The following is a 22695-nucleotide window of genomic DNA, read 5'->3' as shown; positions in this document are numbered from 1 at the left end:
CCTCCCAATGAATGATTAAATAAATTACATACAAAAGTGTCGCCCCCAGTAGGGCATACCATACTCTCTTTTTCATTTTTTTCTTTTGGTGAATCACTGATACCAGTGGGTTTTTACTTCGTTTTCAAAATGGCCCTATTGAATCAATTGCCATCTCCAATATTATCAAACCAAACTAAAACATCCTAACATCACCTAATCCAACCCTATTAAAATCACCTAAAATATACGCTGACAAAAACCTATTATAACCCACTCAATATATTTCAAATGCAGTTAAATGCTTTTGAAGCAATGGCGAAAAATTATTGGAAATATTTAACCACTTAAAACCGCAAAATAATATTTGGTGCAAAAATACCCCAATCGCGGTATTGCAACTAATTTCAAAAATGTTAGGCTTGAAGTTAAGATTTAAATGGCTTTCGGAAAGAATGGGGACACCCGCCACGGCGGCCAGGCGGAGTTTAAAAGGGAGTTTCACAGAGTTTTTCTTCTTCGTGGCAGATCCTTTCCTTTTTCTCCGCGAAGGAGCCTTTCCCGATCCGCTACGCTACTCGGGACAAGTAGTGAAACTTGGTGGAAACTTTGTGTCCTTTGTGGCCCATTTGCTTCCGTGATGAAGCCTGTTCTTAAAGCTCTTCTCTTATTTTTTTACGTTATCTTTGTTCCAAACACACATTCCATGACATTCTCTTCCCTGGGGCTATCCCCGCAGATACTTGAGGCTATTCAGAAGGCCCAATACGAAAACCCTTACCCCATACAGCAGCAGGCCATTCCTGCGATTCTAAATGGGAAAGACGTACTCGGACTGGCGCCCACAGGTTCGGGTAAGACGGCCTCCTATGTGCTGCCAATTCTGCACAAGCTTCAAAAAAGGGACTCCGCACAGGGAAGGGATATCCCGGTGTTGGTGATTGTGCCCACCCGGGAGCTGGCCGCACAGGTGCAGGAAGTGGTCAAAACCTTTTCAGCCCACCTGCCTCGCAAGGTAAAAAGCATGGCGGTATTTGGCGGGGTGTCCATCAATCCCCAAATGATGAAACTACATGGCACGGATATCCTGGTAGCCACCCCCGGCAGGCTCCTCGACCTGTTGTCCAAAAAAGCCATCCACCTGGACCAACTGGATACCCTTGTCCTTGATGAGGCCGATAAGGTCCTCAATTTGGGATTCAAACTGGAGGTAGATGAGATCCTTTCCCGCCTGCCCAAGAAGCGTCAAAACATACTTTTTTCGGCGACTATGGATGAGGCCGTGGAGAAGCTGATTGACAAACTGCTCCACAAACCGGTCAAAATTGAAGCGGAACCGGAGACGGTGTCACCGGACCAGATCACCCAAACGGCCTACCTGGTGAGCCAAGAAAAGAAAGGTCCCCTGCTAAGACACCTAATCGCTACCGGGGACTGGAAGCAGGTGCTGGTTTTTGCCTCCTCCAAAAGAACCGCCGACAACCTGGCGGCAAAACTCAGCAAGCACGGCATTCAGGCCATGGCTTTTCATGGGGACAAAAGTCAGGGAGGCCGGACCGAGGCCCTCAAGCAATTTAAAGCCGGAGCCTTACAGGTACTGGTGGCCACAGATCTGGCCGCTCGGGGTATCGACATCAAGGACTTGCCCTATGTGGTAAACTACGAACTCCCCCGCTCCCCCAAGGACTACATTCACCGGATAGGCCGCACGGGCCGTGCCGGTGCTGAAGGGGAGGCAATTTCCCTTATCACCGAAGAGGACCGCCACCATTTTAAGGTTATTCAGAAAAAAATGGGGAGAATGGTGGAGCTGGTTGATGCGGAGAACCTGGGGATTTGAATATTGGGTTAGGGGTTTATGTCCCGATTGGCGCTGGCGCGCATCGGGACGGGTTAGAGGTTTAGGTAATTCCGCGCATCGCGACTAAACGCCTAAACCTCTCGCAACGCGAAGCGTCAAGAAATAAACTTCTAAACCTTCGTAAATCCAACTATTTTTAGTTTACATCCGTAAACAAAATAAATCCTTCCTTTTTTACATGAAAAGATTTCTTTCACTCCTATTGCTTCTCTTATTTTCCGGAGCATCTTTTGGGCAGACACAGTTGACAGAGCAGACCAATGTTGCCATTCGAAACAACGAACCCAACTTTCAGCTTCTCACCACCAAAAGTAAAGTTATCGGGTTCAGGATGATATCGGAACAACAGTTGATGAGTCAGCAACGCACGGTGCAGGTGCTGGTGGCTGATAAAAACCTGGAATTGGAGTCCACGGTGACTTTTGATCTACATCCACTCGAAAACCTCAAAGCGGTGGACCTGGACGGGGACAATCTTTATTTCCTTTCCTTCTATCTTCAAAAAGATTACCTGATAAGAGAAAGGCATATTTACCAGTTTAACATTCGCACGCAGCAATTGGCCAAGCATGAGGTAAAAGGCCTCTCACCGGTGTACTACCCCAACTTCCGCCTCGACAAATCCCCTGCCGGTGGCCGGATCAATCAGGTCGGGGAAATGGGCTTTAATGCTTTTCAGGTGATGGACGGCAAGGTTTTAATGGCCGGCATGGCTGACAATATTCTATTGCTCCAGGTTTTTGACTTAGAAACCCAAAAAGTGGCAAAAGAAAAGTTTGTTCAGGCAGACCTTCAACTACAATATTTCCAGAAAAACGCCAGCTCCAAAACGCTCTTTGTGGGTGTGCAGCACAATGATCCCAAAGGGATTAATATGCTGACACATTTTGAATTTGACACCGATGGGCAATTGATTCAGGACTTTTCTGTGACACCCTGGCAGGATAAGGCTACAGTGACCCGCAACATGCAGTTTATCGGCAATCCCTATGAAAAGCATTTTTTAGGTCTATATGGACCGAGGAGGAATGAGGTTTTTGAAGGCTTGTACCTCTACCGAAAGGAGTCTGTAGGCGGTGAAGAGCTGTTCGATTACAATTTCACCAGTTTGACTAGCTTCCATGACCACTTGGCACCAGATGCCAAGACAATCAAAACCCGGCAGGTACAGAGAAACCAAAAGCGCAGCCGCCCCACGCCTGTCAGAAACAATATTTTGATCAACAGTTTTGAGCATCAGGATGCGGGATATCTGGTGTACCTCAACCAATACCGCCACAACAACAACCCGGTGATCAATTACAACATCAACCAATACCTGAGGTTTTATAGCAACAGCCAGGTGGACAACTTTGACAGGTACAGCCCGATCTTACCACCCAACCTGCAGACACCCCACACCCCTTCCTTTTCGCGGGTTCCTAGGGAGTTTACTTACTTGAGCGGGCAATTTGTACACTTGGATGAAGATGCCAACCTGTTGTGGCACGTTTCCGTCCCTTTTCCCCAAACCAACCAATACAGATCCTTGCCACTGGCAAGCTACCACTGGAATGCCCATAGCTTAAGCTACCTGATGCTGGGCGAGGACAAGCTGTTTGCCAGCAGATTTACCGAGGGAACGCCCGCGTATGTCAACAAGGCAGTAGAGCTTTCGGAAATCAGCGAAGAATCAGGCAATATTTCTAAAAGGACCTTGGCCCTGCAGCATCTCGAAGACCACAGTTACATCCTTTCTGGCCAGACAAGAATATCGGAAAACGGGCAGACTAAGTATGTGTTTTTTATGAAGAAAATTGAGGTTAATTGATATAGACCTATTTATTTTTTTGATAAATATAAATGGGCCCATCCATAATCCCGTGGCCGGAGTTGATCATTGAACCGTCGCGTCGGATACGCAGACTCTCTTGTAGATCAATTCCGTATACAGCAAAATAAAACGGGTCATTATTAATCAGAATACTAACTTCCGACTCAATTACCTCCTTCGCCTTTTCGATAGGCTCCGGGTCAAAGGAAAGGATAAAACCTAAAACATCATTACTGCCTTCAACCTCTTCCAATTCAACCTCCTGATAAGTCCCTGTCAGGTCAATTCCCAAATGGCTGTTGAATTTGGTAAAGGTCATGTTGCCTCTTAACTCATATGATTCGGAGTAAGAAAGTTCAGAAGCAGGGGTAACCTCCCCCGTCCAGGAATTCTGGACTTCAACTACTTCCCAGGTTCCGCTGTGCCCAAAATTAGGTTTACCACCTTCATTTGAACAGGAAGACAAAAAGACAGCAGTAAGGGCAATTAAAAAGAGCTTTTTCATTATGTTTTAAAATGGTTATATCTACTAAACGTATAATTAAATCAATGCGTCCTGATTTATATTTCAATTCTTCTCTTTAAGCCACTCGTCAGATTTCTTACAAACTCCACCATGCAGCATCTGAAGGGCTATAGCTACATCCTTTCTGACCAGACAAGAAAAACATAATGCGGCCAGACTAACCTTTATCCTCGAAAGCAGTATTTGATGATAAGACCTTCCGGCCCCATTCCGGCCATGTTCCCGAAGTACCTCGTCCTGCCCTTCACCACCTCCCTGATTTCTCCAATTGGGATTTCCCCTTTGAAAAAAGCGGACTTATAAAAAAGCACATTATCAGTTAGCTTGTAATGGGTATCCAGGTAAATCCAGAATAGACCTGCAAGTGAGAGAAATAAACCAATCAAAATAAACGGTCTAAGAAACCCTATAACTACTATTGGCAGAAATAATCCCAATAGTACCAAGAGCAGAGTTACAGATCTTTTGGATGGAAATATTTTATCCATAGAATTTAAATTTAGTCGGAATCGCTTTTTCTCCTTAAAAACACAAACCCAGCCAACCCCACACCCATTGCCGACAACATTGAGCCTATAATGCTAGGCGTCATCATTATATGGGAAATCGGCTCAGCTTTCAGTTCATAAAACCTTATCCCAAAGAAAACTAATTGGACTGCACAAAGCAGAAAACAAATGGCAGCCATTCCTTTGTTAAATCCTATGCTCATTCTTAAACTATCATCTTTTATCATGTTGCTGCTCTTTTTGTACCTCAAGTTCACCCTTCAGCCCCATTTTAAAATTATCCCAGTCTGAGAAAATAGCTGAAGAGATAATAAAGGCAAGAATGAAAACTAGGATATTCAAAAGGGAGATCCTTTTCTTTTTCATAGAATTATTGACTACCTGACACTCCTATTAACATATAAATACCCTGTAAAATAAGACAACTAAGGTTTAAATGCAAATAGGTTTTTCAATTATTTGAACCCGAATAGTCTGCTCATCAGTGAAGAATTTACCTTCCACTTCTAAGTACCATGCTGTTTTTAAGCACGGAAGCCCTTTATTTGAAGAAGTTCAAATTTGCGGAATCCGAAAAGCAGATAGAGTAGGAGTTAATGATAAATTTTAATATTATGCAGAAAACTGTAAAACAATTAGAAAATCAAGAGTTGGTAAACATTGCTGGTGGAGGTCTCTACCGTATTCAGGATTATGATTGCAATGGAAATTTGATGGTTTATATTTGGAATAGCGAGACGGGGGAATGTACTACTTTAATTGGAACAACTCCAGCTCCTTGTTGAAACATTATGGTCAGAAGTGGATTCTGACCATACTTCCAATTTATTATGAGAAGAAATTTACTTATATGTGGGATGTTAATTTTTGGGTCTTGCTCTCCCGAGATCGAATACCCAATAAACCAACAAGTTAAAGCCCGCGGTATTTATACCCAGGCTGGAGATATTTCTCCTTTATACCAAGATTTATTCCCAGACCTTTTGCTTGACAATTTAAACCCAGGGGAAACATACGATTTTCATGTTGATGAAAAATTCAATGAAATAGAAATTGTTAAAGCCTCCATTAAAGGTGGAAATTTCAGTGATCATCAATCAGCCTTTCAAATTACTTATTACGAAAGCCTATCAGGTAAGGCTGACAAGATATACCTGAATAATTTTGAAGAAAAAACTTTATTGACAGTTGAAAACCCCAATTGGCTTTTTCCAAAAACCCCCTTTATACTGCAGACCTCCCATGGGTATTATGAGATTGAAGCATCTAATTCAAAATGGGAGAGTTTCCTTGTAAAAGAAATACCCGCCCAAACACCTGACATCCTTTTTTTAGACAGATTTCCAGAGTTTGAGCTAATTTCAATATCTGAACAAATAAGTAGGCCATCCGACCTTTACCAATCTAAACCATTTACCTATATTTATTATCTTTCCCATACTTGTAGAACCTGTATTAAAGAGATTCCAAAGATTAACCAAGCGTTGGAACAATATGAGAATTTAAAAGTAATCGGGATTTTGCCTGGATCAGAAACTGCCGAACTCTGGTCAGCACTCAATGAAAAAACAAATTGGGGTAATTATAAAATAAGATCTTCGAATAATTATCAAAAATTTCCAAGCATTTCACTTCCTGATGGATTTCTGATTAATCAACAAGGTCAAAAAATACTGGACCACATCACTTTGGAGGATGTCCTAGATTATTTGAATTAATCTATACTTTTTACCAATCGCTCCATGAAAGGCAGTTCTTGAACTGTTGACAACTGGGATGGAATTCCAAAAAATCTTTTAATGATATATCAGGCCGTTAAGACTCAGGATTGCCAAATTCGATAGACTATGAATGATCATGGAATATTTTAATCCTTTCTTGTATCGCACATATCCAAAAAATAGCGCGGAGGGGGTCAAGGCAAAAATGACCATGAATAGAGCCAGCAGTTTATTCTCTGCCTCCACATTGACAAAATGAAGCGCCGAAAATATGATGGCGGTCATCACAAATATTATTAGATAAAACGGTCTGGAGAGAAGCGGATTATCCGGAGTTTTCTTACTTTCCCACATCAGACAAGCTATAAAAACTGCAGCGGTAAATAGGTAAATAAACCAATATTCAAAAAATATCAAATATAAAGCAGCTAAAGAGATCAAGAAGAAATAAGCATGGGACCGCTTGCCGCTTAGGTGAAATCGAAAAAGCAATTCCTCTACTACAGGGGCTATTAACAAAGCTGAAACAATAGACAGCTGATCCATCTGGGCAAAGCTTTTGTCAAACCCTCCAACTCCCAATTTCATAGCGATCACATCAGACACCATATAAGTATAGATGAGTTTGGTTATAAATAAGATAATAACCAGTGTATAGAATTGGCTATCCCAGTTTTCCTTAAAAGAAGCAATCTTTTGATTTAAATAAATAATCTTCATGCTTGGCTTTATATGGGTTGGGACTTTATTAATTAAAAGTTATGGTTTTCTACGGGCGGTGCCCCCTTAAGCCCCCTTTTAAAATCTCCCCAACTCCCGGTAATGGTCAATCCAACAATTATCGTTATGGCAATAATCAGCACGTTGACCCATGTCAATTGTTTCTTTTTCATATTTAACAAACCTCTATCTTTTCCTTCAGATATTTTCTTCGGAAGGGTATATCAAATTTCCATAGCAGCAACCCAACCAGTCCCAACCGCCGCCATTCTGATACCTGCTATCCCAGCACGGGAAAAATGAAGGTCAAAAATGTTGTTTTCAGTGATATAATCACCATAGGAATGATTGAGCTGAAAACCTATAAACAGCAACAGAACCGTCCAAAACAGATGAACCCTCGTATAATAATCCACGTTCAAAATATTCTTCATACCCGAGCAAACAAAAACTAAAAGCCCTGTAAAATAGACCAACTAAAGTTTAGATGCAAATCTAATTTTTCATAATTTGATCCGCAATGATACCAAAGGCCAATTTTCCCTTGATTGGCAGGACGGAAGACGGAAGAAAGATGTGAAAAAAAATGGCCACAAAGTCCACAAAGTTTTCACGAAGTTTCACAAAGGCCACTTCGCGGAGAAAAATTAAAGTCTTGAGAAAAAAGTGTCAAGTGAAATTAGGACGTGACAAAGCTCCATCAAAGCGTTCACCCTTGTTTTTGGCTGTTTCTATTGCACATGTACATGTGCAGTAAAAACGGCTTTTGCACATCTACTTGTGCAGTCTGTGTAAAAGCAAAAAATCACCGGCCAAAAGACCGGTGATTTTTAAATTCTACTTTCATCTAAGGTGTCCAAAAACCCAACTAAAGCGTTGCGCCCGTTGCGTTCCGTTGCGTTCCGTTGCGCCTTTACGAGAAATTATTCTCTAAATCAAAATGCACCCTGTTTCCAATTTAAGGATTCAGCCTTGCCAAGATCTCCTTCGCCTCGTGCCACTTCAACCTTGGCCCAAACTGACTCACAATCTTGGAGCTGGCCATGGAAGCCAACTTGCCGCTGGAAGCATAGCTGTGGCCGTTGGTGATGCCGTACATGAAGGCACCGGCAAACATATCACCTGCGCCATTGCTGTCAATTGCCTCGGTTTTGTAGGGCTCGATGTCGATGAAGGTGTCGCCATCCCAGATAATCGCACCGTTTTTCCCTTGGGTGATGCAGAAGTGCTTGGCGGCTTTCTTCAGCTCCTCACGGGCATCCATCAGGTTGTCTTTCCCGGTGTAGATCATCGCCTCTTCCTCATTGGCAAAAAGCATGTCTACGCTATGGCCAATCACGTCGTCAAACCCTTCCTTGAAGTATTTCACCATAGCCGGATCGGAAAAGGTCATGGCCACTTTCACACCGTTGTTTTCTGCGATTTTCTTCGCCTGAAGCATGGCTGCCTTTCCATTTTCGGAAGTTACCAGGTAACCTTCGATATAGAGGTATTTGGAATCCTTGATTGCCGCTTCATTGACATCGGCCACTGAATAGTTTTGCGTTATCCCCAAAAAAGTATTCATGGTCCTTTCGGCATCCTCGGTTACCATCACCAGACATTTGCCGGTAATGCCTTCCTCCAACTTCTCAGGATTAAGGTTGTGGTCAACGCCTGATTCCTTCATGTCCTCCATGAAGAACTGGCCAAGTTCATCGTTGGCCACCTTGCAGCAGTAATAGGAATTACCACCAAACTGGCTCACGGCAATCACGGTGTTGGCGGCAGATCCACCGCACTGTTTTTTGGCCTCGGCCGTGTTAATTACGCGCATCAGGGCATTCTGGCGATCCTCATCCACCAGGGTCATCACTCCTTTTTCCACCCCGTTGTCAAGGAAAAACTTGTCGGTAACTTTAAATTCAATATCCACAAGGGCATTTCCAATGCCGGTAACGTCGTATTTTTTCATGTTTGTTTTTTATAGTTAATGGGGTTAACCCCACAGAATAATCTCTAGTCTGTACTTTATTGTTCGTCTTTTCGTCACCTCGAGGCTCCATGTTTTAAAACACACCCTAAGCTATGACGAATGATTTCTCGCGGCGGCGCTGCGAAAATCGCTGCGACCGCTGCGAGAACTTTTATTCGTCATTAGTACCGGAACGGAGTGGAGAGGTCCCTTTACATTACAAGACCTCTCCACTGAGCTAGCGCTACGGTCGAGGTGACTACGATAATCACTTCTGGCATCGGTCATCCGACATCCCGCATCACTCAAAGATCTTATGCCTTTCAAAGGGCTTTTCCCTATCAAAGAGATACCTATACGTGTGATGCGTCTTATAAATCTCCGCATTCAACTGCTCGCATACCCGCATCATCTTGGGGTTAAAGTCCCCTATCCAGTTCATCTCAATAATTTCATAACTGAAATTAGATTTACTAGCATATTGTTCGTTATACTCCATGATCATGGCGCTCTCCACACCCTTGCCCTGAAACTCGGGTACCACCCCAAACACCAATCCAAGCATTTTATTGGGAGGATTGAAGGTTTTGTGCCAAAGAAATTTAAGCTTACCGATCAGATCCATCTTGCCATTTACATGCTTGAAAAGCTGATTCAGTTCGGGAATATTGATGAAGAAAGAAATGGGCTCACCTTTATGGAAACCAAAATAAATCAAGCGAACGTCGATGATGGGTTTCATTTTGGTAAACATCAACTTGGTCTCCTTCAAGGTCAGGGATTTGCCCATATGCCTTGCCCAAGCTTTGTTGTAGACCTCCATAAAAAACTCCGGAGCTTTGGTCAAAATCTCGTCCTTGGTGATAGACCTAAACTCAAAGTCGGGACTACCGATAATTTTGTTGGCCCTTTCAATCATTTTGGGATCAAAATCTACCCCCCGGGTGGGCCTCATGTAGGTAAACTGTTTGAAGTAAACCTGGAAACCATAGGCCTCAAAGAACTCCCGGTAGTAGGCAAAATTCCAGGGCATGTTGTAGTTGGCCGGTGAGTATCCATCCACCAGTAGCCCCCACCACTTGTCTCTTTCGCCAAAATTGATCGGACCGTCCATGGCCTCCATGCCTTCCGATTGCAACCAATCCTTGGCAACGTCAAAGAGCATAAAAGCGGCTTTTTGGTCATTAGTAGATTCAAAGAAACCAATACCTCCAGTAGGTTGCTTCTCCTTCATTTTGGGATTGATAAAGGCTGCTATCCGGCCTATGGTCTCCCCCTTTTCATTGAGGAGTAGCCATCGCTTGGCTTTGGCGCCCTGCCTAAAAAGCTTGTTGGTATCCGGGTGGAATAGATTTTCTATATCCTTGTCAAGCGGACGAATCCAATTCTTTTCGTTTTTATAAAGCCTCACGGCCATTTCTATGAATTCTTTTTGAAGAGCGGGGCTGTTGGCCTCTTTAAGGTTCATGAATAAATTGGGTTAAATAAAATTGAAAAGAAATTACTCAGGTTTTATTTTACTTAAGAGAGAAGTAATGAATGAGTCAGTTACTGATTCTTGCCCTGATTTGTCATAAATGGAAAGCAAATACACAGAATTTTCAGAGAGGGCTACGTGGGTTATCACCCGACCCCCTCCAGATTTCCCTTTACTCTTGCTCTTTATAGCTATTCGGATCTTGTAACAGTTTTTAAAAAGTGGTGCTCCTAGGTGAGGATTTTTCTCCAGGTTATCTATCAAATCATGAAATTCAGATTTGAGGGAGGGATACTTCTTGACCAACTTTTTAAGTTGCTTATCAAACTCTGGTAAAGTCTTTACCGAAATGCTCATAGTTCATCAAACAAATCCCTAGCATCTCGAGCTTTGATTTTCCCAGCCTTTGCATCCAGCATTTCTTTATAACCCTGAGCTACACTTTCGGCTATTATTTTGGATTCGGAAATATCTTCTGTCGCTGTAAACCTCACTTTCAAAGCTTTCAGGATTGCTTTTACAGTTTCAGACTGCTCCTCATTTATCGTTTCAATTACAATTACTCCCATAATATAAATTTAACGTTTTTCTTCAGAGTTTGTACAGGTATCACTAATGAACTCAAAAACCTGACAGGCTTCTGGATTCAACAAAAAAACCTACCAGGTTTAATCTATTTCACGAAAACCTGGCAGGTTTCATAAATTTTTACACGCAGAAACTACAGAACAATCTGTGCAATTCGTTTAATCTGTGTTTTTTATTTTTCCACTACATCCCCATAAAGGTCAAACTCCGTCGCCTCAGTGATCTTCACATCCACAAAATCACCCACGCGGCAATAGTGCTTGGATGCATCAATCAATACTTCATTATCCACTTCGACTGAGTCATATTCAGTCCTTCCGACCCACTGCCCGTTTTCTTTTTTATCTATTAGTACTTTAAAGGTTTTGCCAACCTTTTCCTGATTGAGGTCATAGCTGATCTGCTCCTGGATTTCCATCAGGTGGTTGGCACGTTCCTGCTTCACTTCTTCAGGGGTGCTGTCTTCCATGCTGTGTGCATGGGTATTTTCCTCATGGCTGTAAGTAAAGACCCCAAGTCTTTCAAATTTCATCCCTTCCACAAAATCCACCATTTCCTGATATTCCTTCTCCCCTTCACCCGGGTGTCCGGCGATCAAAGTAGTACGGATAGCAATGTCCGGCAAAATGTCACGGATGCTGTGGATCAAATCTTCCTGCTTTTCACGGCTGGTGCCCCTTCTCATGGCTTTTAACACATCTGAGGAACCATGCTGCAACGGAATATCCAAATAGTTACAGATATTCGGTCTTTCCTTCATCACCTTGATGACATCCATCGGGAAGCCAGTTGGGTAGGCATAATGCAAGCGGATCCAGTCGATGCCATCCACATCGGAAAGGGCTCTCATCAGGTCGGCCAGTCTTCTTTTCTTGTAAAGGTCCAACCCATAATAGGTGGAGTCCTGCGCAATAAGCAACAACTCTCTTGTTCCGTTGGCCGCCTTGTGCTCGGCTTCCTTCACCAGCTCCTCAATGGAACGGGACACGTGTCCGCCTCTCATCAAAGGAATGGCACAGAAGGAGCAGGGTCTGTCGCAGCCTTCGGATATCTTCATATAAGCGTAGTGGGAAGAATGCGTAAGCAGACGCTCTCCTACCAGCTCATGCTTGTAGTCGGCCTTGAATTTCTTGAGAATGGCAGGAAGGTCACGGGTGCCGAAGAAGGCATCCACCTGTGGGATTTCCTTTTCCAGGTCATCCTTGTAGCGCTGAGATAGGCAGCCGGTCACATAGACCTTATCTACCAGCCCGCGCTCCTTGGCATCGGCATACTGCAGGATGGTGTCGATGGACTCCTGTTTGGCATTGTCGATAAACCCACAGGTATTAATAATGATGATATTGTTGTCTTGGGCACTCGACTCGTGGTTGGCATCGATGCCGTTGCCCTTGAGCTGGGTCAACAACACTTCGGAATCCACCAAATTTTTGGAGCATCCCATGGTGATGATGTTGACCTTATCTTTCTTTAATGTTCTCGCCTTCAAATCGTTCTTTCTAAATTTCATGCAAAAGTACAAAAAATAAAGCAATTCTCCCGTCTTCAGCCTTCCGGTCTTCGGTCTTCCGTCTCCGGTCCTCGCTCTTACATCCGACATCCGACATCGGACATCAAACATCCCAACATTAAACCAATATTACCCCAGTCACTTTAAACCTATTTAACTTAAATATTACTTAACGGTAAGTTTGCATACAGAGATTTGGAAATAACTACTTTTGAATACGTACAGCAAACGGACATTTTTTCAACTCCTTGCATTATTTTTTAGGCGTCGATGTGAATCGACGCTTTTTTTATTTGGGGCCACGAAGGCGCGAAGGCGCAAAGAAAAACAATTGAAGCTAATTAGCCACTAAGCCCCAAAGTCTCGAAGAAAATCCTTAGCGTCTCAGTGGCAGAAAAACAAAAAATCACCAAGCCTGCTTCAAGCCTGGTGGTCTATATAAAATTAAAAGAAAACTCTGAGCATCTCTGTGGAAAAAATCCGCGAAGAGGGACTCTGTGAAACTCCATTTTTTTTGAACTCCGCGAAACTCTGTGTCCCCTTGTTTACTTCTTCTTAAACAACGAATCCACGAATTCCTTCCTGTTAAACACCTGCAGGTCGCTCATTTTTTCACCTACGCCGATGTATTTCACGGGGATTTTGAACTGATCGGAGATGCCGATGACCACGCCACCCTTGGCAGTACCGTCAAGTTTGGTGATGGCAAGGGAAGTGATTTCGGTTACACGGGTAAATTCCTTGGCCTGGATAAAGGCATTCTGTCCGGTGGAGCCATCCAGCACCAAGAGGATCTCATGGGGTGCGGTTTCTATGAATTTTTGCATCACCCTTTTGATCTTACCCAATTCATTCATCAGGTTGACTTTGGTGTGAAGCCTACCGGCGGTATCTATGATCACCACGTCAGCCTGCATATCCACGGCTTTTTTCACCGCGTCGAAAGCCACTGATGCCGGGTCGGTATTCATGCCATGGGAAATCACCGGGACGCCTACCCGCTCGCCCCAAAGGATAAGCTGATCCACGGCCGCCGCTCTGAAAGTATCTGCCGCGCCAAGGACCACGGACTTGCCCGCCTGCTTGAATTGGTGGGCAAGTTTGCCGATGGTGGTGGTTTTACCCACACCGTTGACGCCGACCACCATGATCACGTATGGTTTTTTGTCTTTGGGAAGGTCAAAATCGGTAAGGTCTTCGGTGTTGTTTTCTTCCAACAGTCCCATGATTTCCTCACGCAGGATCTGATCAAGTTCGGCGGTGCTGACGTACTTGTCACGCGCCACCCGCTCCTCGATTCTGCGGATCACCTTGATGGTCGTGTCCACGCCTACATCGGAGGTAATCAGGATTTCTTCCAGTTCATCGAGGATTTCCTCGTCCACTTTGGACTTGCCGACCATGGCTTTGCCCAATTTGGAAAAAAGATTCTCGTTGGATTTTTCTAGGCCTTTGTCTAGGCTTTCCTTTTTATCTTTCGAAAAGAAACCAAAAATTCCCATAGCTTTTACACAAATAAACACCTGAATTTAAGCAGGTGATTTCTTAAAACGGACATTACGCCCTTGAATATAACAAAAAAGTCCCAGTTCCGATAGATTACCGAAAGGGACTTTCAAATGCTTTGCAAAAAAGGCAAAATTATTTTTTCAATGTTTCCTGAACCATTGGGGTTGGAACCATCTCTTCTCTGAAGGTATAGGCACCAGTCTTCTCAGACTTTACCGCTTTGATCACTTTAGCATAAGTGACGCCGCCTTCTTTTTTTAGGGTTGCTACTACTTTCTTAGCCATATCTTAACTATTTAAAGGAGGTATCAAGCAAGGATACCCGCCTAATTATTTGATTTCTTTATGAACAGTCACTTTCTTCATGATTGGGTTGAACTTCTTCAATTCCAATCTTTCAGTAGTGTTTTTTCTGTTTTTGGTCGTGATATATCTGGAAGTACCTGGAAGACCGCTAGTCTTATGCTCGGTGCACTCCATGATCACTTGTACTCTGTTACCTTTCTTAGCCATCGCTCTATATCTTTAAAAGAGTAATTCTATTTATTTAATGATAATGTTACCGTTCTGCTGAGCTTCTTTCAACACTGCAGAGATACCCTTCTTGTTGATGGTTCTCAAAGCCTTTGAAGAAACCTTCAACGTGATCCAAGCATCTTCTTCTGGTACATAGAAAGATTTCTTGTGCAAGTTTGGATAAAACTTACGCTTGGTCTTGTTGTTGGCGTGCGATACATTGTTACCTACTCGAGGTCTTTTACCGGTGATGTCACAAACTTTTGCCATGATATATGATCGTAATATTTAAGACGTTTTCTAAATTGAGTTTGCAAATATCGGAACTTTTCGGGAATTACCAAAAGAGCAGCAAAAATTTATTGCCTAATCTGTTGGATGTCATTAACGTGGAAATGGAAAGTTATGAATTATGAATTAAGAATTAGGAATTAAGAATTAAGGTTTTTGAATGACCGATATTTCTGATTCTCCATTCCCAATTCCTCATTTCTAATTCTCTATTCCCAATTCCTTATTTCCCATTCCGGTACGGGCAATGCTTGCACCCACTCCCACAACAGAAGCCTCTCCTGAGGTGGTACTGCTCCGTAAACACCATCAGCCCCGCCTCGTTGAAATAGTAGTCACCGGGTTGGACTTGCTGGGGTTTGATGGGTTCTTTTTTCTTTTTCATCATATTATATAAACCGTCTTTTCGACTGAGCGACCCTTTTCGGGAGCGAATGGAGAAATCTAGATCGAGAACAATATTTATTAGACCTCTCCACTCCGTTCCGGTCGAGGTGACGCTTAATGTTCTGCATTCATAGGCTTTGTGCCCGCAGTGACCTCTTCCCTTTCCCAATCCACTTCGTCACTCGGGACAGGTGTGCGACTTTTTTTTACTTTGGAAAACTTAGTGGCCTCTTTTGTTCCGTCTTCCGTCTTCCGTCTTTTATCCCTATATTTGTTTTTACCCAAAACAAACCTCAGCCCGATAAGTGCGGGCAAAACTACAGATTTTATGATTGAAAAAATAACCTCCAGCCAGCAGGCCATTGCTTTAGAAGACAAATACGGCGCCCACAACTACCACCCGCTGCCGGTGGTGCTTTCAAAAGGCGAAGGCGTATTTTTATGGGATGTGGAAGGTAAGAAATATTTCGACTTCCTTTCCGCCTACTCGGCCGTCAACCAGGGCCACTGCCACCCTAGGATCAAGGACGCGCTGATTGAGCAGGCGGGAACCCTGACTTTGACCTCAAGGGCTTTTCACAATGACGTGCTGGGGCCATTCGAGAAATACATCACCGAATACTTCGGCTTCGACAAGGTGCTTCCTATGAATACCGGCGCCGAAGGGGTGGAGACGGCCATCAAAATTGCCCGTAAATGGGGTTATGAGAAAAAGGGAATTGCCGAAAACCAGGCGACCATCATAGTGGCCGACAACAATTTCCACGGCAGGACTACGACTGTCATCTCCTTTTCTAACGACGAAAACGCCCGTAAAAACTTCGGTCCCTACACCGCAGGTTTTGTCAAAGTGCCATACAACGATGTGGACGCACTGAAATCTATCATGGCTGAGAACAAAAATGTGGTTGCCTTTCTTGTGGAGCCTATCCAGGGAGAGGCCGGCGTATATACACCAGATGACACTTATATAAAGGAAGTAGCCGCAGTCTGTAAAGAGAACAATGTGCTCTTCATCGCCGATGAGATCCAGACGGGCATTGCAAGGACGGGTTCACTTTTGGCCGTGTGCGGAAACTGCAGCTGCGAAGGCCATTGCGAAAAGCAGGAAACCTACATCCAGCCGGACATGCTCATTTTGGGCAAGGCCATTTCGGGTGGCTTCTTCCCGGTTTCTGCTGTATTGGCCAATGACGAGATCATGGGCGTCATCAAGCCCGGCCAGCACGGTTCCACTTTTGGCGGCAACCCACTTGGCGCCAAGGTTGCCATGGCTGCTCTTGATGTGGTAAAGGATGAAAAACTTGCCCAAAATGCCAGAAAGCTCGGCAATATCTTCAGAGAGCGGATGCAGAAACTGGTGGACAAATACAATATCGTGAAGCTGGTCAGGGGCAAAGGCCTCTTGAACGCCGTGGTGATCAACGACAGCGAGGACAGCAGCACCGCCTGGGACATCTGCGTGGCCCTAAAAGACAACGGCCTACTGGCCAAACCCACCCATGGCAACATCATCCGCTTCGCCCCTCCATTAGTCATAACCGAAGAGCAGCTACATGAGTGCTGTGATATTATTGAAAGGACGATTGAGGGGTTTGAGAAATAGGCTTTAAAAAGGACACGGAGTTGCGCGGAGTTGGGCACAGAGTTTCGCAGAGTTCTCGTACCAGCCTATCGAATCAATTTTATTTAATAAAAAGAGGGGCCATTTGGCTCTCTCTTTTTTTGCAACTTTTTAAATTCATCTAAGGTTCTTAAATTAAAAGAATTAAACTGAAGCAGTATGAAACGGATTACTTTAGAAATACCTGATGATAAATATTTTTTCTTTTTGGAGCTGGTAAAAAACCTTGGCCTCGACAAAGTTAAAGAGGAAACTAGTGATTCACAGAAGGAAATCCTTCGAGATATTGAGCAGGGTCTTAAGGAAATTAAGCTTATTCAGGAAGGAAAACTGAAAGGCACCACGTTAAAAGATTTCCTCGATGAGTTATAGCATCATTCTGACTGAAAATTTCAAAACCCAGGTAAAGAAACTTAATAAGAAATACAATTCCTTAAAGTCCGACCTCCAAAAGCTGGGAGAAGAACTCGCTATCAACCCCACATCAGGAACTCCACTCGGACATAATATTTATAAAATCAGATTGGCAATTACCTCCAAAGGTAAGGGCAAATCAGGAGGAGCTAGAATCATTACTTACGTAAAAGTAATAAATAAACAGATTTTTTTTTGTTTCAATATATGATAAAAGCCAATTGGAAAATATCTCAAAAGCCCACCTCCTTGATATATTATATAGGCTTGGTTTATTGGATTAAGAGAAATTGAAACTCCAGATTACATCTCCAAATTTAAAATTTTTACTGATCCCTTTTCTTTGTACCCTTCTTTTCCTTTGTGCCCATTTCCACCCTTCTTCACTTTCCTATCGGATAAAACGTCGCAGGTGCTTCGAATTTGGGGAGGTCTAGTTCATATTTACTACCATCAACCCTCAAAGGTGGGCTGCTAGGCTTATAGTCAGCCAATACATCTACTTGGGTATCGTTATAAATCGGCATCTTTGCCTGCAAATCCGGAGGTAGCGCGGCAATTTCCATTTTGGAGTTGAATTCGGGGGATGGCTGCAGTATGGGCATCCTGTCGACTTTTTCCGGGGAAACTATCCCAAAAACCTTTAACTCGACACCATCAAAATCCAAAGTCTCCTGACCCCAAGAAGGCAAAACAACCAACATCAACCCCGCACTGAATAAAATCTTCTGAAACATAGCCTATAATTTTTAAATCCGCTCCTATAAATTTAGTGAAAAATTAATCTCTATAAAAATGTTTAACCACAGATTACTTAAATTAACACAGATTAACTAATCACCTCTACCTCATTGGATATAATCAGCAGAATCAAATGTGCCCCTTCATTTACTCCCCGCCCAGCATTTTCCGCGACGCAGCTCAGTGAGACTCTGTGCTCGAACTCTGAGTTACTCTGTGACAATTTTTTCTCAACCCAGCGCCCCATCCAGATCGCTCAGCAGATCATCCAGGTGTTCCAAACCAACCGACACCCTGACCAGGTTCTGGGGCGTGGTGGTATCAGGCCCCTCCACAGCGGCCCTTCTTTCGATGAGGCTCTCCACACCGCCGAGACTGGTGGCATTGGTGAAAAACTTCAGCTTTGCGATCATCTTGTCGGTCTCTCCAGCTGTTCCTCTGTATAAAAACGAAAGCATTCCACCGAAGCCGGTCATCTGCGCAGAAGCTACCTCAAAGCCCTCATGCGATTTCAATCCTGGGTAGAATACCTTTTCCACGTTTTGGTGGTTTTCTAAATAGGTGGCAATGATACCCGCATGTTCGGCATGCCCCTTCATCCTATAGGCCAGGGTCTTGATGCTGCGGGTAAGGTAATAACTGTCAAACGGCGAAGGCACTGCTCCACCAACCTGCTGTACCAGCCTGATTTGCTCCCAGAAGGCATCCTCCTCTTTGGTGATCAATGCCCCTCCGAGGATATCGGAATGGCCGCCGAGGTATTTGGTGCTGCTGTGCATGACGATATCTGCCCCCAGATCCAAGGGATTCTGGAAAACGGGAGTGGCAAAAGTATTGTCGCAGACTATCTTAATACCGGCTATTTCGCTCACCTGTGCGCAGGCAGCCTTGATGTCTGTGATTTTCAAAAGCGGATTGGAGGGTGTCTCTATCCAGAGCAAAGCCGTGTTGCTCCTGATGGCGCTTCCGATGTTTTCAGCCTTGGCCATATCCACAAAGGTCACCTCCAGTTTACCTTTGAACATTTCGACCAGCTGCTTTTTCAGGCCATGGTACATGTCTTCCGGGGCGATGATGTGGCTGTGGGCAGGCAGGGCCTGGAACACGGCCATTCCTGCTGCATTTCCGGAGGAGAAGGCTGCGGCGTCCTTTCCTTTTTCCAGCTTGGCAAGCAGATTTTCCAGTGCTAGGCGGTTGGGGTTGGCAGCCCGGGTATAGATCAGGGAATCCTCCCGGTGCTCAAAAATGGTTGAAAGGGTAATGGGCTGGGTTACGGGTCTACGGATGTCCGTAATCTGAGTGCCCGCATGGATGGCTACAGTTTCAAATCTCATAGGGGAAAGTTATAAAAAAAGAGGCAATAAATTGCCTCTTTTTTTATCTACCTGATCCTATCCACCGACCTCACCAGCATCTCATCCTTGCGGATGAAGCGGTTAGCGAGCAGGTTCATCAGCATGGCGAGCACTATGGCATAAAAACCGAGCATGAAGGCTCCGGTATCCCGTCCTCCGATCGCGTCATTGGCTGTAATCGAAAGGTAAACGGTGGCTCCCAAGATAATGACCATAATTAGGGAGTTGATCATATTAAGCATCATTTGACGCTTGCGGTCCTTAAACTGGCTGAGGCTATACAGGGCGAGTAAGCCAGAAACTACGGCAAGAAAACCCAAATAAGCGGTGCTTGACTGGCTCACCACTCCGGCGGATTCAGAAATCTCCGCGACCCCAATGGTGGTCACCGTCAAGGTCCAAGCCGTAAGCATCACCTGCTCGGTTTGGGAGGGGTTAACTTGTGACCATAGTGGGAAAAGTGCCACCAACACCATGCTTAATGCCAGCAAAAAAAGGAAAATCGTTTGTACGCGTTGTATCATCTTGTTTGAAGTTTTGACAAAATAACGTCCTTCTGCTTATAATCGCAAGTTAAGGCAATGGAGAATTGGAAATTAGGAATGGGGAATAAGGAAAATAACAAAATAACCACTGAGAATCGGAGGCTAAGTAAAATCAGTTCTGGAGCCTCACAATCCCACAGAGGGGTTCATTCCCTGAAGCAATCTAAATGTAAGAGGAGAAGTTTCTCGCAAACCTGTCCCGAGCAGCGAAGCGAATCGGGAGGGAGCAAAGGGCGCAATAGGATCAGACTGCAGGCGGGTCACTCCTTTTCCCTCTCCATCATAGCGGTAAGCATGGTACGGATGAGGTATGGATTAGGTATGGACAAGCTCCATATTTGGGCTAACGGGAACTGGGAAGAAACCTAGCTCAGCTCTAACTCAATATCCCTATAAGGTCTCTATAATGTCCCTATAAATTCCCTGTAAGGTCCCTATAACCTTTTTCACCTCGTTAGCCATTTTTTTACACTCTGATAAACATTTCCCTGTAACCCATTGCATAAATGGGTGATTTTTACCAATTTAACCAAACAAAACACTTTTTATATTGTAGTAAGACATGGCAAAAATCAAACACAAACTAGGGGCTATTTCTGGCACTATTGATAACAAAACATACGTAAATAGTGATACCTATGGAGAGCATGTGCGCGCTGCTAGAGGAACACATAAAGAGGCGGTGCTAAATGATGTAATGCAAGCCTGGACGAAAGCGCCTGCTGTAAAAAACAAAATGGCTGGCTTGCTGAACACGGTGGTCAAGAATAATTCCGGCATCCTTTTCAGTACCAAGAATTACCAACCCATGTTGGCTAAGTTGGACCAGCATTACAAACTACATGGGGAGTATGCCTGGAAAGCTTTGGTGGGAATGGATCTGGTAAATAAAAATCCATTTGACAGATTTGGACTGTCTTTTGGTCGGGAATGGGTAAACAGGCGAGGAAACGTACTTAAGTTTGATTGGTCCGCCATTCAAGATTGGTCTTTGGAATCCTCGGGGTTGATTGGCTTTGACCTTCACCTGTATTTCTTGGGCTACATACCGGAAATCGAAAACTTTGAAATTGCCAGCCTGCAATTGAGCGCAAATGGCAAGCAACTGGAACCGGTCAGTACCCAGCGACTGAAGTTCTCAAAAGACGTGAAGGATATAATAATAGTAGCCAAATTCCTGGGCTATTCAGATAGGTTTCACCTTGAAATGGTTGGCAATTCCGGCATGAAGGTCCTTCAGGTGATTTAATTGGAATTCGGGTATGTGTGGTTTCTCGCAAACCTGTCCCGAGCAGCGAAGCGAATCGGGAGGGCGCAAAGTGAACCGCAAAGAGCGCGGCGCTTTATTTTCCCCAAACTTCCCTCTAAGTAATCCGTGAAACCTGTGTTTTTTTCTCCTTCACCAACTGCCTATTTGTTGAAGGGTTTAAGGTCCTGAAGGGAATAGCTGTGCTTTATTCCCTTCAGGACTGATGAATGGATTAATGAGCCACTAGTGCCCTTCTTCGTGGCCGCTTTGTTTACGTTCAGCAATCGTGCTAGACCTCTCCACTCCCTTCGGTCGGTACTAATGACGGGTTAAAATAACCGCAGAGCCACAGAGAAAAAAATGGAAACCGCAAAACTTGTCCCGAGTAGTGGAGCGGATCGGGAGAGGTTAAGTTTCGCAAAGAATAAATAAGTGAAATAAAACCCATTTTACCTGGCGACCTGCCTTTGCCTGGCAGGCAGGCGCTGCGATTTTCTTTGCGCCGCCGCGAGAAATCAAAACGTCATAGCACTTGGTGGGTTTGCACAATTTTTCCCCAACGAATTCCTATCTTTGCCCCCTCATGAACGAGCAACATCGATACTTTCTGGAGCTGGCCTACAAGGGTACTGCCTACCATGGCTGGCAGGTGCAGGAGAATGCCCATACCGTGCAGGCCGAACTCAACAAGGCCCTTTCCACGCTGCTGAGAAGGGATGTGGAAACCATGGGGAGCGGCCGCACCGACACGGGCGTACACGCAATGCAACAGTTTGTTCATTTTGACCATCATGAAAAACTGGAACCCCAAAACTTTCTAAAAAGAGTCAATGCCCTGCTGCCCTCTGATATCGCTTGCTACAGGCTTTTGCCTGTCAAAAATGAGGCACATACCCGATTCGATGCCTTGTGGAGAAGCTATGAATACCATGTTACCTTGCGCAAGAATCCTTTTTCTGAGGAGCAGGCCTGGTATTGTTTTTACAAACTCGATGTGGATAAAATGAACCGGGCTGCTGAGCTGCTCCTGAGCCACACCGATTTTGAATGTTTCAGCAAGGTCAAAACCAGCGTCAACAATTTCCGCTGTGAAATTAAAACTGCCCGCTGGGAACAAAATTCTGAAAGTTTGATTTTCCATATTACGGCAAATCGCTTTCTTAGGGGAATGGTAAGGGCTATAGTGGGCACTTTGGTAATGGTGGGCACCGGCAAACTGGACCTGGTGGGTTTCCAAGAGGTTTTGTCCAGCCAAAACCGCAGGAAGGCAGGGTCGTCTGCTCCAGCCCATGGCTTGTTTTTAAGTCGCATCACATATCCTGAGGACATATTTATTTAAAAAAGAGACCGAAGACCGAAGACGGAAGACGAAAAACGGGTCAAAAAAATCATATAAAACTAATTAA

32 protein-coding genes are annotated in these 22695 nt (G+C 44.2%); 11 read left to right on the top strand and 21 right to left on the bottom strand.

Annotation, left to right across the window (positions count from 1 at the left end; all coding sequences use genetic code 11):
* Positions 1-401 precede the first annotated feature (401 nt).
* The 3 genes from KI659_RS06970 (at position 402) to KI659_RS06960 (ending at position 3650) form a co-directional block, all read left to right on the top strand.
* A complete protein-coding gene (locus tag KI659_RS06970) occupies positions 402-620 on the top strand; it encodes a hypothetical protein (RefSeq protein WP_213944633.1) in 219 nt (72 codons plus the stop codon).
* A gap of 65 nt (positions 621-685) precedes the next feature.
* A complete protein-coding gene (locus KI659_RS06965; RefSeq protein WP_213944632.1) occupies positions 686-1819 on the top strand; it encodes a DEAD/DEAH box helicase in 1134 nt (377 codons plus the stop codon).
* Positions 1820-2018: 199 nt separating this feature from the next.
* Positions 2019-3650 carry a hypothetical protein gene (locus KI659_RS06960; protein WP_213944631.1) on the top strand — a complete coding sequence of 544 codons (1632 nt, stop codon included), beginning with the start codon at positions 2019-2021 and terminating at the stop codon, positions 3648-3650.
* A 7-nt stretch (positions 3651-3657) separates the two neighbouring features.
* On the opposite strand, the gene KI659_RS06955 is transcribed toward KI659_RS06960, so the two are convergent.
* The 4 genes from KI659_RS06955 to KI659_RS06940 form a co-directional block, all read right to left on the bottom strand.
* Positions 3658-4158 carry a hypothetical protein gene (locus tag KI659_RS06955; protein ID WP_213944630.1) on the bottom strand — a complete coding sequence of 167 codons (501 nt, stop codon included), beginning with the start codon at positions 4156-4158 and terminating at the stop codon, positions 3658-3660.
* A gap of 185 nt (positions 4159-4343) precedes the next feature.
* A complete protein-coding gene (locus KI659_RS06950; protein ID WP_213944629.1) occupies positions 4344-4667 on the bottom strand; it encodes a PH domain-containing protein in 324 nt (107 codons plus the stop codon).
* Positions 4668-4678: 11 nt separating this feature from the next.
* Positions 4679-4915: a hypothetical protein gene (locus KI659_RS06945; protein ID WP_213944628.1), complete on the bottom strand. Its 237-nt coding sequence runs from the start codon at positions 4913-4915 to the stop codon at positions 4679-4681.
* A complete protein-coding gene (locus KI659_RS06940) occupies positions 4902-5054 on the bottom strand; it encodes a hypothetical protein (RefSeq protein WP_213944627.1) in 153 nt (50 codons plus the stop codon). Before KI659_RS06940 ends, KI659_RS06945 begins: the two co-directional genes overlap by 14 nt.
* 248 nt (positions 5055-5302) lie before the next feature.
* Here KI659_RS06940 and KI659_RS06935 point away from each other — a divergent pair, with 248 nt between their 5' ends.
* Positions 5303-5473, top strand: a complete 171-nt coding sequence (locus KI659_RS06935; protein ID WP_213944626.1) for a hypothetical protein — start codon at positions 5303-5305, stop codon at positions 5471-5473.
* A 45-nt stretch (positions 5474-5518) separates the two neighbouring features.
* A complete protein-coding gene (locus KI659_RS06930; RefSeq protein ID WP_213944625.1) occupies positions 5519-6406 on the top strand; it encodes a TlpA family protein disulfide reductase in 888 nt (295 codons plus the stop codon).
* Positions 6407-6484: 78 nt separating this feature from the next.
* Here KI659_RS06930 and KI659_RS06925 read toward each other — a convergent pair whose 3' ends face one another.
* From KI659_RS06925 to KI659_RS06860, 14 genes are all read right to left on the bottom strand, one after another.
* Entirely contained in the window at positions 6485-7129 is a 645-nt protein-coding gene (locus KI659_RS06925) for a CPBP family glutamic-type intramembrane protease (RefSeq protein WP_213944624.1), read from the bottom strand.
* A 32-nt stretch (positions 7130-7161) separates the two neighbouring features.
* Positions 7162-7302, bottom strand: a complete 141-nt coding sequence (locus tag KI659_RS06920) for a hypothetical protein (protein ID WP_213944623.1) — start codon at positions 7300-7302, stop codon at positions 7162-7164.
* A 51-nt stretch (positions 7303-7353) separates the two neighbouring features.
* The gene (locus KI659_RS06915; protein ID WP_213944622.1) at positions 7354-7563 is read right to left on the bottom strand and encodes a hypothetical protein; all 210 of its coding nucleotides are present in this window, start codon (positions 7561-7563) and stop codon (positions 7354-7356) included.
* Between the two features lie 524 nt (positions 7564-8087).
* Positions 8088-9083: an adenosine kinase gene (locus KI659_RS06910; protein WP_213944621.1), complete on the bottom strand. Its 996-nt coding sequence runs from the start codon at positions 9081-9083 to the stop codon at positions 8088-8090.
* Between the two features lie 301 nt (positions 9084-9384).
* On the bottom strand, positions 9385-10551 hold the full coding sequence (locus KI659_RS06905) for a hypothetical protein (protein ID WP_213944620.1): 1167 nt from the start codon (positions 10549-10551) through the stop codon (positions 9385-9387).
* Between the two features lie 33 nt (positions 10552-10584).
* Positions 10585-10917 (bottom strand): type II toxin-antitoxin system RelE family toxin, encoded by a 333-nt coding sequence (locus KI659_RS06900; RefSeq protein WP_213944619.1) that lies wholly within the window; start codon positions 10915-10917, stop codon positions 10585-10587.
* A complete protein-coding gene (locus KI659_RS06895; RefSeq protein ID WP_213944618.1) occupies positions 10914-11129 on the bottom strand; it encodes a hypothetical protein in 216 nt (71 codons plus the stop codon). Before KI659_RS06895 ends, KI659_RS06900 begins: the two co-directional genes overlap by 4 nt.
* A 191-nt stretch (positions 11130-11320) precedes the next feature.
* Complete coding sequence (gene rimO / locus KI659_RS06890) at positions 11321-12637, bottom strand: 30S ribosomal protein S12 methylthiotransferase RimO (protein WP_213944659.1); 1317 nt, start codon at positions 12635-12637, stop codon at positions 11321-11323.
* 566 nt (positions 12638-13203) lie between these two features.
* Complete coding sequence (gene ftsY, locus KI659_RS06885) at positions 13204-14160, bottom strand: signal recognition particle-docking protein FtsY (protein WP_213944617.1); 957 nt, start codon at positions 14158-14160, stop codon at positions 13204-13206.
* Positions 14161-14299: 139 nt separating this feature from the next.
* Positions 14300-14452: a DUF4295 domain-containing protein gene (locus tag KI659_RS06880; RefSeq protein WP_009185442.1), complete on the bottom strand. Its 153-nt coding sequence runs from the start codon at positions 14450-14452 to the stop codon at positions 14300-14302.
* 45 nt (positions 14453-14497) lie between these two features.
* Complete coding sequence (gene rpmG / locus KI659_RS06875; RefSeq protein WP_035075268.1) at positions 14498-14680, bottom strand: 50S ribosomal protein L33; 183 nt, start codon at positions 14678-14680, stop codon at positions 14498-14500.
* A 30-nt stretch (positions 14681-14710) separates the two neighbouring features.
* Complete coding sequence (rpmB, locus tag KI659_RS06870) at positions 14711-14953, bottom strand: 50S ribosomal protein L28 (protein WP_143959649.1); 243 nt, start codon at positions 14951-14953, stop codon at positions 14711-14713.
* Between the two features lie 244 nt (positions 14954-15197).
* The gene (locus tag KI659_RS18655) at positions 15198-15359 is read right to left on the bottom strand and encodes a DUF5522 domain-containing protein (RefSeq protein ID WP_213944658.1); all 162 of its coding nucleotides are present in this window, start codon (positions 15357-15359) and stop codon (positions 15198-15200) included.
* Positions 15360-15475: 116 nt separating this feature from the next.
* On the bottom strand, positions 15476-15676 hold the full coding sequence (locus KI659_RS06860) for a hypothetical protein (protein WP_213944616.1): 201 nt from the start codon (positions 15674-15676) through the stop codon (positions 15476-15478).
* 13 nt (positions 15677-15689) lie between these two features.
* On the opposite strand from KI659_RS06860, the gene rocD reads away from it, so the two are divergent.
* The 3 genes from rocD to KI659_RS06845 all read left to right on the top strand — a co-directional run bounded on the left by rocD (position 15690) and on the right by KI659_RS06845 (position 17610).
* Positions 15690-16967 carry an ornithine--oxo-acid transaminase gene (gene rocD / locus KI659_RS06855; protein ID WP_213944615.1) on the top strand — a complete coding sequence of 426 codons (1278 nt, stop codon included), beginning with the start codon at positions 15690-15692 and terminating at the stop codon, positions 16965-16967.
* Between the two features lie 177 nt (positions 16968-17144).
* Positions 17145-17357: a hypothetical protein gene (locus tag KI659_RS06850; protein WP_213944614.1), complete on the top strand. Its 213-nt coding sequence runs from the start codon at positions 17145-17147 to the stop codon at positions 17355-17357.
* Positions 17347-17610, top strand: a complete 264-nt coding sequence (locus KI659_RS06845; protein WP_317195932.1) for a hypothetical protein — start codon at positions 17347-17349, stop codon at positions 17608-17610. The genes KI659_RS06850 and KI659_RS06845 overlap by 11 nt, the downstream gene beginning before the upstream one ends.
* Positions 17611-17782: 172 nt before the next feature.
* On the opposite strand, the gene KI659_RS06840 is transcribed toward KI659_RS06845, so the two are convergent.
* From KI659_RS06840 to KI659_RS06830, 3 genes are all read right to left on the bottom strand, one after another.
* Positions 17783-18136, bottom strand: coding sequence for a hypothetical protein (locus tag KI659_RS06840; RefSeq protein WP_213944613.1), 354 nt, complete (start codon positions 18134-18136; stop codon positions 17783-17785).
* Positions 18137-18370: 234 nt separating this feature from the next.
* The gene (locus KI659_RS06835; protein ID WP_213944612.1) at positions 18371-19474 is read right to left on the bottom strand and encodes a trans-sulfuration enzyme family protein; all 1104 of its coding nucleotides are present in this window, start codon (positions 19472-19474) and stop codon (positions 18371-18373) included.
* A 47-nt stretch (positions 19475-19521) separates the two neighbouring features.
* Positions 19522-20019, bottom strand: coding sequence for a DUF4293 domain-containing protein (locus KI659_RS06830; protein WP_213944611.1), 498 nt, complete (start codon positions 20017-20019; stop codon positions 19522-19524).
* Between the two features lie 57 nt (positions 20020-20076).
* Here KI659_RS06830 and KI659_RS06825 point away from each other — a divergent pair, with 57 nt between their 5' ends.
* The 3 genes from KI659_RS06825 to truA all read left to right on the top strand — a co-directional run bounded on the left by KI659_RS06825 (position 20077) and on the right by truA (position 22628).
* Positions 20077-20409 (top strand): hypothetical protein, encoded by a 333-nt coding sequence (locus KI659_RS06825; RefSeq protein ID WP_213944610.1) that lies wholly within the window; start codon positions 20077-20079, stop codon positions 20407-20409.
* Between the two features lie 193 nt (positions 20410-20602).
* Entirely contained in the window at positions 20603-21289 is a 687-nt protein-coding gene (locus tag KI659_RS06820; protein WP_213944609.1) for a hypothetical protein, read from the top strand.
* 583 nt (positions 21290-21872) lie between these two features.
* Positions 21873-22628, top strand: coding sequence for a tRNA pseudouridine(38-40) synthase TruA (truA, locus tag KI659_RS06815; RefSeq protein WP_213944608.1), 756 nt, complete (start codon positions 21873-21875; stop codon positions 22626-22628).
* Positions 22629-22695 lie beyond the last annotated feature (67 nt).

Source organism: Litoribacter ruber, assembly GCF_018449405.1.
Classification (GTDB): Bacteria; Bacteroidota; Bacteroidia; order Cytophagales; family Cyclobacteriaceae; genus Litoribacter; species Litoribacter ruber.
This window is presented reverse-complemented; position numbering and strand designations above follow the sequence as displayed.

Coding starts and splice junctions, on each gene's coding strand:
- rpmG (WP_035075268.1), bottom strand. CDS start 14,680: ATGGCTAAGAAAGGTAACAGAGTACAAGTGATCATGGAGTGCACCGAG.
- KI659_RS06915 (WP_213944622.1), bottom strand. CDS start 7,563: ATGAAGAATATTTTGAACGTGGATTATTATACGAGGGTTCATCTGTTT.
- KI659_RS06920 (WP_213944623.1), bottom strand. CDS start 7,302: ATGAAAAAGAAACAATTGACATGGGTCAACGTGCTGATTATTGCCATA.
- KI659_RS06880 (WP_009185442.1), bottom strand. CDS start 14,452: ATGGCTAAGAAAGTAGTAGCAACCCTAAAAAAAGAAGGCGGCGTCACT.
- KI659_RS06960 (WP_213944631.1), top strand. CDS start 2,019: ATGAAAAGATTTCTTTCACTCCTATTGCTTCTCTTATTTTCCGGAGCA.
- KI659_RS06820 (WP_213944609.1), top strand. CDS start 20,603: ATGGCAAAAATCAAACACAAACTAGGGGCTATTTCTGGCACTATTGAT.
- KI659_RS06935 (WP_213944626.1), top strand. CDS start 5,303: ATGCAGAAAACTGTAAAACAATTAGAAAATCAAGAGTTGGTAAACATT.
- truA (WP_213944608.1), top strand. CDS start 21,873: ATGAACGAGCAACATCGATACTTTCTGGAGCTGGCCTACAAGGGTACT.
- KI659_RS18655 (WP_213944658.1), bottom strand. CDS start 15,359: ATGAAAAAGAAAAAAGAACCCATCAAACCCCAGCAAGTCCAACCCGGT.
- KI659_RS06950 (WP_213944629.1), bottom strand. CDS start 4,667: ATGGATAAAATATTTCCATCCAAAAGATCTGTAACTCTGCTCTTGGTA.
- rpmB (WP_143959649.1), bottom strand. CDS start 14,953: ATGGCAAAAGTTTGTGACATCACCGGTAAAAGACCTCGAGTAGGTAAC.
- KI659_RS06940 (WP_213944627.1), bottom strand. CDS start 5,054: ATGAAAAAGAAAAGGATCTCCCTTTTGAATATCCTAGTTTTCATTCTT.
- ftsY (WP_213944617.1), bottom strand. CDS start 14,160: ATGGGAATTTTTGGTTTCTTTTCGAAAGATAAAAAGGAAAGCCTAGAC.
- KI659_RS06845 (WP_317195932.1), top strand. CDS start 17,347: ATGAGTTATAGCATCATTCTGACTGAAAATTTCAAAACCCAGGTAAAG.
- KI659_RS06825 (WP_213944610.1), top strand. CDS start 20,077: ATGGAGAATTGGAAATTAGGAATGGGGAATAAGGAAAATAACAAAATA.
- KI659_RS06850 (WP_213944614.1), top strand. CDS start 17,145: ATGAAACGGATTACTTTAGAAATACCTGATGATAAATATTTTTTCTTT.
- rocD (WP_213944615.1), top strand. CDS start 15,690: ATGATTGAAAAAATAACCTCCAGCCAGCAGGCCATTGCTTTAGAAGAC.
- KI659_RS06905 (WP_213944620.1), bottom strand. CDS start 10,551: ATGAACCTTAAAGAGGCCAACAGCCCCGCTCTTCAAAAAGAATTCATA.
- KI659_RS06925 (WP_213944624.1), bottom strand. CDS start 7,129: ATGAAGATTATTTATTTAAATCAAAAGATTGCTTCTTTTAAGGAAAAC.
- KI659_RS06830 (WP_213944611.1), bottom strand. CDS start 20,019: ATGATACAACGCGTACAAACGATTTTCCTTTTTTTGCTGGCATTAAGC.
- KI659_RS06900 (WP_213944619.1), bottom strand. CDS start 10,917: ATGAGCATTTCGGTAAAGACTTTACCAGAGTTTGATAAGCAACTTAAA.
- KI659_RS06955 (WP_213944630.1), bottom strand. CDS start 4,158: ATGAAAAAGCTCTTTTTAATTGCCCTTACTGCTGTCTTTTTGTCTTCC.
- KI659_RS06965 (WP_213944632.1), top strand. CDS start 686: ATGACATTCTCTTCCCTGGGGCTATCCCCGCAGATACTTGAGGCTATT.
- KI659_RS06895 (WP_213944618.1), bottom strand. CDS start 11,129: ATGGGAGTAATTGTAATTGAAACGATAAATGAGGAGCAGTCTGAAACT.
- KI659_RS06840 (WP_213944613.1), bottom strand. CDS start 18,136: ATGTTTCAGAAGATTTTATTCAGTGCGGGGTTGATGTTGGTTGTTTTG.
- KI659_RS06835 (WP_213944612.1), bottom strand. CDS start 19,474: ATGAGATTTGAAACTGTAGCCATCCATGCGGGCACTCAGATTACGGAC.
- KI659_RS06930 (WP_213944625.1), top strand. CDS start 5,519: ATGAGAAGAAATTTACTTATATGTGGGATGTTAATTTTTGGGTCTTGC.
- KI659_RS06945 (WP_213944628.1), bottom strand. CDS start 4,915: ATGATAAAAGATGATAGTTTAAGAATGAGCATAGGATTTAACAAAGGA.
- KI659_RS06910 (WP_213944621.1), bottom strand. CDS start 9,083: ATGAAAAAATACGACGTTACCGGCATTGGAAATGCCCTTGTGGATATT.